The following is a 5,986-nucleotide window of genomic DNA, read 5'->3' as shown; positions in this document are numbered from 1 at the left end:
TTCAGCGCAGTGACCAGCGGGGTCAGGGCACCGTCGTCGGCGATGCTCAGGCCGTTTACCAGATGGGTCAGCGCACCCAGGCCATCCGGCGTGCTGGTCAGGTTTTCCAGGATGCCGGTCAGGCCGCTCAGGGCACCGTCGTTCGGATCGACCAGGGCGTTGACCAGGTCGCTCAGCGGTTCGATCGCCGTCTCGTTGCCCAGGTTGTTCACCAGGGTCTGCACCGTGGAAACCAGGCCCGTGCCGCTGCCATCGCTGCCGCCCGGCAGCGTGCCTTGCAGCAGGTTCTGCAACTGGCCTTGCAACCCGGCGATCAGGCCACCATCGCCCAGCAGGCCGTTTACCAGCGGCGTCAACGGGGTATCGTTTTCCAGGCCCTGGAGGATGCCGTTCAGCGCAGTGACCAGAGGTGCCAACGCCCCCTCATCTGCCCCTGCCAGCCCGTTGACCAGGTCGTTCAGCGCCCCCAGCCCGCCTGATTGCGTCGTCAGGTTTTCCAAGACACCGGTCAGGCCGCTCAGAGCGCTGCCATTCGGGTCAACCAGGGTATTGACCAGGTCGGTTACAGGAGACACCAGAGTCTGGTCCCCCAGGCTTCCCACTACCCCCTGCACAGTAGTGATCAGGCCAGTCTCTGCATCATTGTCACTGTCCGAGTCCGAGTCGCTATCACTGTCGGAATCGCTGTCCGAATCCGAGTCGCTATCACTGTCGGAGTCGCTGTCCGAGTCCGAATCACTGTCACTGTCGGAATCGCTGTCCGAGTCCGAGTCGCTATCACTGTCGGAGTCGCTGTCCGAGTCCGAGTCGCTATCACTGTCGGAATCGCTGTCCGAGTCCGAGTCACTATCACTGTCGGAGTCGCTGTCCGAGTCCGAATCACTGTCACTGTCGGAATCGCTGTCCGAGTCCGAGTCGCTGTCATCATCCGGATCGTCTATACCAGGCACCTCTCCGCCATCCGAATCACTATCCGAATCGAAGTCTTCTTCAATATCTATTTCTCCACCACCGCCATCACCCCGACGGCTGCTTCCGCCACCACTGTCGCTCAACCCGATGGCGGCCCCCACGCCAAGCAAACCGAGGCCGAAAATCAGCCAGTCAGGAATTGCACTCCCCGCCTGGGTCAACAGCAGCAGATCATCGAGGCTGGAGATTTCCGTCAGGTTGAAACCGGAGAAGGCCTGATCGTACTGCCCCCACCATAAGGCGCCGGTTTCATCCTCGAAGACGACATCACTGCGCAGTTCGCCGTTGACGACGAAGAAGTCCCTGACGATCAGCGGCTGCCCGGACTTCAGTTGCAGGACCAAGTCGTTGCCGGAACGCTGGGAGGAAACGATATCGGCGGGCGAAACAGGAATCTTGATAATACTGGCCGAACCGAGACGAATATTACCGAACGGCAACTCGGTGGTTTTCCCTGTCGCCTTGGCAACGACGATTATATTTCCAGATATGCTTTCCATTTCAGTCTCCCGGCATCGAACGGTAGTACCATCGATTGATAAATTAACGCCCGCCAGACACCGAAACGCCAAAATGACGAATAACGGCAAGGCGCCAGGCATATTCAGAACATATATCCACGAACATGGTCGCCACATTCCGGATACAGATCATGAACACGCCTGTTCCATGCCTCCATATAAACAAAGCCCATACAGGCCAACAATATTCCATTACGACTAATGATTAACTTCTACTTCACACTTGCCGCGACACATCGCCAGCAAACCAGTCGTTTCCGGTTATTCACATATGACTATTTACAACTTGTACTTCGCAGCCAAAGATAATTAAAGGCACATTGGATAAATACCCATCATCACTGGTAACAATCAGGATGACGAAAATCAGGCGGTAGTTGCCATGGACAAGCAGACCGGCAGGAAACAGGCAATGTCCGCACGCGCCCACTGGAGGAAATCGCAGTGCGGTACGGTCGCCATCGAGTTCGCGGCGCTTTTCGTGGTCTTTTTCATGTTGCTCTATGGACTGGTCGGCTACGTCACGCCCCTGGTACTGCTGTCCAGCTACAACGAAATCTCCGCCAATGCGCTCAGGGCAGCCATGCAGGTTCCAGTGGGCAGCGACGACTACCACAACCGCATCGAGCATATCGCCAGCGATGTCATCACCACCTCCTGGCTCGGCAGCCGTCCCGCGGCCTGGCGGGACATATGCCACGGAGAAAGCCGCTATACGGGCTTGACCGGCCATGATGACGAGGGCGCCATCGCCCTGAGCGTATGCATCGCCCACAACACACCACATACCATCATTCCCCCCATGCAGCTCTTCGGCTGGCGCTTCCCGCAATTGCCGGAGGCCCTGGCGGGACGCGCCGAAATACGCATGCGCAACTGATGATCCAGGGGGTTCCAGAATGAACGAACACCTTGCAGGCCCACAGGGACAGAGGGGCGCCTTTTCCATCATGGCGGCGGTCGTACTACTGATGGCCTTGATGTGCCTGGCGCTGGTGGTGGACAGCGGCCGCCTGTACATGGAGCAACGCGCCCTGCAGCGGACCGCGGACATGGCGGCCCTGGAAGCGGTATCGCGGAATGGTCTCTGCAGCGACGGCACGGCACCGCTCCATGCCCGGGAAGCCGCCAGCCGCCATGGCCTGGGCAACGCGAATACCACGGCCGAATGCATACAGACCTACGTTGAAGCGGGCGTCACCCGGATAGGCGCAGCCGACAGCGATAGCCGGACGGTCCTCGTCACCATTGCCAAGACCGTTCCAGCCAGCCTGGTATTCCGCGCCGGCTGCCTGCTGGGTGCCTGTGAAGGCGACAACCGGATACAACTCCAGGCCCGCGCCGTGGCCGGCAAGAACGAGCCCATCGCGGTTTTCTCGGTGGGTTCCCGGCTCGCCACGGTCAACCCCGGGGGATCACTGCTGGGGCCCACGCTGAATGCCCTCGGCCTCGATCTCGATGAAACGGGCCTGGCTGGCTACAACGGGCTGGCCGCTGTCTCCATCACGCCCCGGGGGTTGCTCGAGGCACTGGGCATCCCCATTGCCACGGACATTACGGTCGGCGACCTGGAGTCCCTGCTCAGGGCCGAGCGCCTGAGCCTCGGAGAAATTCTCGACGCCAGTGTCAGCGCCGTGGAACGTAGCGATTTGCTGGGGCTGAACACCACCCTGCTGAATGACCTCGGGGCCCGACTGGGGCTGAGCAATATCGGCCAGTTGGAAATTCCCCTGCTGCGTCAGGATGATGGGACACCTGGCATCTTCGCGAGCCTGCAAGGCCCCGAGGGCACCCCATCGGCATCGGCGGCTCCCGCCCTGGAGGCGCAGGTCAACGCACTGTCGCTGCTGACCAGCGCCATCGGCGTGGCCAGCAACCGGCATGCACTGCAAACCGATCTGAAATTGAACCTGCTTGGCCTGGCCACGACCGAGCTGAAACTGGGCCTGATAGAACCGCCATCAATCGCCGTGGGTGGCGTCGGAAGCACCGCCTACACCGCCCAATTGCGTACCTTTCTCGAAATAAAGACTCAGGGCGCAGGGCTTCTGGGCAACCTGTTGAGTACCTTGGGCGTGCGTGTCGATATTCCCCTGGTCATCGACCTGGTTTCGGCCAAGGGCGAACTGACCGAAATGTGCAGCCCCGGGCTTTACCACCACGGGCAGGAGCACGCAGAGATCGAAGTCAGCGGCAATATCGCACAAATCTGCATGGGTGGCGTGGCGGACAGCGACGAACTGTTCAGCAGGAAAAACGCCTGCACGGACTACCTGACCGCGCATGACTTCCTGGAGGTCAGGCTACTGGGGTTGAACCTGCTGTCGCTGAGCGGGCCGCCGATCATCCTCGATGCCCTGCCCATACCTGCCGCCCCCACTCTGGACAACCCGCTGGAACTGGCCGAAGCCGACATCGGCAGCCTGCACAACCCGCTGGCGCTTGGCGATACCCTGGGCAACCTGTCGACCACGCTGATCCCGCTACTGCTCGGCCAGGGCGCGCCCCCCGGCAATACGCCAGGGCTGGTCGCCAGGAATCTCTGGGAAGACACCGCGCATGTCTGCAGCACTACCAGCGCCGCCTGCCACAGGGAGCGCATGAACCAGTTGAACACCAACCTGCAAAACGAATTCTCCGGCAGCACCGGCCTGCTCGGCGGCGTGCTGGAACTGGTGGGCAACCTGGTCGGCGGCCTGCTGGGCACCCTGCTGGGCGGCAACGGCTGTACGATGAACAGCGGCCTGCTGGGGATTGGCGGGGTTTCCGCGGACAGATGCGTCGCCCTGATCGAAGGCGAGCTGGCGAAGAGCCCGGGCAACGGCCCGGTTTCCGGGGCGGTGACGATACTACTGGAACTGCTCGACAGCCTGCTCGGCCCGGTACTGAACGCGGTCGGCGAGCTCCTCAATCGCCTGCTCGGCGAACTGCTGGGCATTCGCCTGGGGGTCATCGACGTGCACCTGCAACACCTGGACTGCGGCAATGCCAGGTTGCTGATATGAAATCGACATCGCCCATGCGGAGCAACCGCCAGCGAGGCGCCACGGCCATCGAGTTCGTCGTGCTGTTCGGCATTCTGTTCGGTGTGCTCTACAGCATCATCGCCTACAGCATTCCACTGCTGCTGATGCTGACGTTCCAGCACACGGCGGCCGAAGCGGCACGGGCCAGCATCGCGGTCGTAGCGGGGCATGAAGACTATGCGCAGAGGATCGAGGAGCGGATCGAAGATGTGATCCGGCATTCATGGCTGTATAACGCGGATGCGAGCAAACGCTGGTATGGCCACTGCGCGGGGAACAGCTATGGCCAACTCGCCGCGGACGGTCGAAGCCTCGAAGTGTGCATCCGCTACCGCAATGCGAACTACAACGCAGCCCCCATCGTTCCGGCTCTCGAGCTACCCCTGCTCGGCCAGTTGCCGCGCCTGCCGGAACGCATAGAGGGGCGCAGCAGCATCCGGTTATAGCGGCAACCATCTGCCGCATAGAAAACCGCCGTTCCGGCGCTTGCAGAGACAGCGGATTGCAGCAGGCGCGACGGCTCGCTGGATCAATCCAGCCCGAGGGCGGCTACGCTCTCCAGGGTCAGGGCGCCAACGGCCAGGCCACCGTGCTCCTGGAACTGCATCAGGGCCGCCAGGGTGCGGCGCCCCAGCAGGCCATCGATGCGGCCCGGCGGAAAGCCGCGCTGCGCCAGCACGGACTGCAACCTGCGTACCAGCCCTTCGTCGATATCAGCGTCACACACGGCTTGCCTCGAAACGATACGGGCCTCGCCGTCGAAGCGGGTCACCTGCAGGCGCTGCGTCTTCTCGGCAATGACCACCTGGCTGGCCTGCACCGGGCGCACCAGTTGCTCGACCCGCAATTGCGCCAGTTCCGGCTCCAGCAACACCTCGACCGCCTGGGCCGGCTTGTCCACCACCCAGCGGGTGACCGTTTCGAACACCGCAGGCTCGATATCCTCACGCACGCTTTCCGGTGCGACCAGCACCTGGGTCTTGAGGGTGCGCGTCTGCGCCGGCACTTCCCGTGCGCAGAAAGCCATCACCCCCGACTCCCTGGCGTAGCGCGTACCGGCAGTACGGCATGGGTCGAGAACCGTCCTCGCTTCTTCGAGCGTGACCGTCTGTTCATGCTCTTCGTAGACCGCGGGTACCACCGTGTAGCGCTTGACCTCCGGCCGGACTTCGACACGCTCGCTCACCTGCCTGTAGGTGGGCGGCTCGATCCGGTAGGTCCGGGTGCCCTCGCGGGTGACCACCTGGGTCAGCCCGTTCTGCAGCTCGGCTGGCGTGACGGAGATACGGTTCACCGAATCCTTGATCACCACGTCCAGGGTGCTCTGTACCGGCTTCGGCTTGACCTGGGCATAAACCCAGCACTGCCCGGCCTGGATAACCGGCTCGGCGGGGGCGACGGGCAAGGGGGAGTCAGGCGGCGGGGAGACTTGCGCACGCCCCTCGGCGACGGGCCCGACGCTGCCCG

The 5,986-nt window shown here is 62.3% G+C and carries 5 protein-coding genes; 3 read left to right on the top strand and 2 right to left on the bottom strand.

Going from position 1 to position 5,986, the window contains the following annotated elements; translation table 11 throughout:
* A partial coding sequence (locus tag DNJ95_RS18880; protein WP_165492436.1) for a BapA/Bap/LapF family prefix-like domain-containing protein occupies window positions 1–1,472 on the bottom strand: 1,472 nt, incomplete at its 3' end.
* Window positions 1,473–1,905: 433 nt separating this feature from the next.
* On the opposite strand from DNJ95_RS18880, the gene DNJ95_RS18875 reads away from it, so the two are divergent.
* From DNJ95_RS18875 to DNJ95_RS18865, 3 genes are read left to right on the top strand one after another with little or no spacing between them, the layout of a single operon-like run.
* Complete coding sequence (locus DNJ95_RS18875; RefSeq protein WP_131186255.1) at window positions 1,906–2,373, top strand: TadE/TadG family type IV pilus assembly protein; 468 nt, start codon at window positions 1,906–1,908, stop codon at window positions 2,371–2,373.
* Window positions 2,374–2,392: 19 nt separating this feature from the next.
* Window positions 2,393–4,498: a pilus assembly protein TadG-related protein gene (locus DNJ95_RS18870; RefSeq protein WP_131186254.1), complete on the top strand. Its 2,106-nt coding sequence runs from the start codon at window positions 2,393–2,395 to the stop codon at window positions 4,496–4,498.
* On the top strand, window positions 4,495–4,965 hold the full coding sequence (locus DNJ95_RS18865) for a TadE/TadG family type IV pilus assembly protein (RefSeq protein ID WP_131186253.1): 471 nt from the start codon (window positions 4,495–4,497) through the stop codon (window positions 4,963–4,965). Before DNJ95_RS18870 ends, DNJ95_RS18865 begins: the two co-directional genes overlap by 4 nt.
* Before the next feature lie 83 nt (window positions 4,966–5,048).
* On the opposite strand, the gene DNJ95_RS18860 is transcribed toward DNJ95_RS18865, so the two are convergent.
* The coding region (locus DNJ95_RS18860) for a peptidoglycan-binding domain-containing protein (RefSeq protein WP_220445721.1) at window positions 5,049–5,986 on the bottom strand (938 nt) is incomplete at its 5' end.

The sequence above is a fragment of the Stutzerimonas kirkiae genome, assembly GCF_004327335.1.
GTDB lineage: Bacteria > Pseudomonadota > Gammaproteobacteria > Pseudomonadales > Pseudomonadaceae > Stutzerimonas > Stutzerimonas kirkiae.
The sequence above is the reverse complement of the archived record's forward strand: the minus strand, read 5'-3'. Positions and strand labels throughout refer to the sequence as shown.